This is a genomic window from Cohnella baijiui (genome assembly GCF_020731285.1).
Lineage (GTDB): Bacteria > Bacillota > Bacilli > Paenibacillales > Paenibacillaceae > Cohnella.
This window is the reverse complement of the sequence record NZ_JAJFOW010000088.1, coordinates 1-1,201: the sequence shown is the minus strand read 5'-3', so window position 1 is coordinate 1,201 and position 1,201 is coordinate 1. Positions and strand designations below refer to the sequence as shown.

The 1,201-nt window shown below is 55.6% G+C and carries 1 rRNA gene; it reads right to left on the bottom strand.

What is annotated here, in order from left to right:
* Positions 1 to 68: 68 nt before the first annotated feature.
* Positions 69 to 1,201, bottom strand: a 23S ribosomal RNA gene (locus LKX83_RS31735); the annotation flags it as partial.

Here is a 1,201-nt window from a genome sequence, read left to right as displayed (position 1 = left end):
GAAACATCTTCACCTGTGACTTGCCTTGGCTTGAGCCTTTGCTTGCAGGAGACATGCTCCCGAAGCTGTAGGATAAGCCCTCGACCGATTAGTACTCGTCAGCTGCACACGTTGCCGTGCTTACACCCCGAGCCTATCAACCTGGTGTTCTTCCAGGGGTCTTACGAATTGGGAAATCTCATCTTGAGGCGGGCTTCGCGCTTAGATGCTTTCAGCGCTTATCCCTCCCGCACTTGGCTACCCAGCGATGCTCCTGGCGGAACAACTGGTACACCAGCGGTGCGTCCATCCCGGTCCTCTCGTACTAAGGACAGCCCCTCTCAAATTTCCTACGCCCGCGACAGATAGGGACCGAACTGTCTCACGACGTTCTGAACCCAGCTCGCGTACCGCTTTAATGGGCGAACAGCCCAACCCTTGGGACCTACTTCAGCCCCAGGATGCGATGAGCCGACATCGAGGTGCCAAACCTCCCCGTCGATGTGGACTCTTGGGGGAGATAAGCCTGTTATCCCCAGGGTAGCTTTTATCCGTTGAGCGATGGCCCTTCCATTCGGTACCACCGGATCACTAAGCCCGACTTTCGTCCCTGCTCGACTTGTAGGTCTCGCAGTCAAGCTCCCTTATGCCTTTGCACTCTTCGAATGATTTCCAACCATTCTGAGGGAACCTTGGGGCGCCTCCGTTACGCTTTAGGAGGCGACCGCCCCAGTCAAACTGTCCGCCTGACACGGTCCCTTCACCGGATTCACGGTGACAGGTTAGAACTCCGATACGATCAGGGTGGTATCCCAACGGCGCCTCCACCTAAGCTTGCGCTCAGGCTTCAACGGCTCCCACCTATCCTGTACAGACCGTACCAAAGTTCAATATCAAGCTACAGTAAAGCTCCATGGGGTCTTTCCGTCACGTCGCGGGTAACCTGCATCTTCACAGGTACTAAAATTTCACCGGATCTCTCGTTGAGACAGCGCCCAAGTCGTTACGCCATTCGTGCGGGTCAGAATTTACCTGACAAGGAATTTCGCTACCTTAGGACCGTTATAGTTACGGCCGCCGTTTACTGGGGCTTCGGTTCACAGCTTCGGGTTGCCCCTAACCGCTCCCCTTAACCTTCCAGCACCGGGCAGGCGTCAGCCCGTATACTTCGCCTTACGGCTTCGCACAGACCTGTGTTTTTGCTAAACAGTCGCTTGGGCCT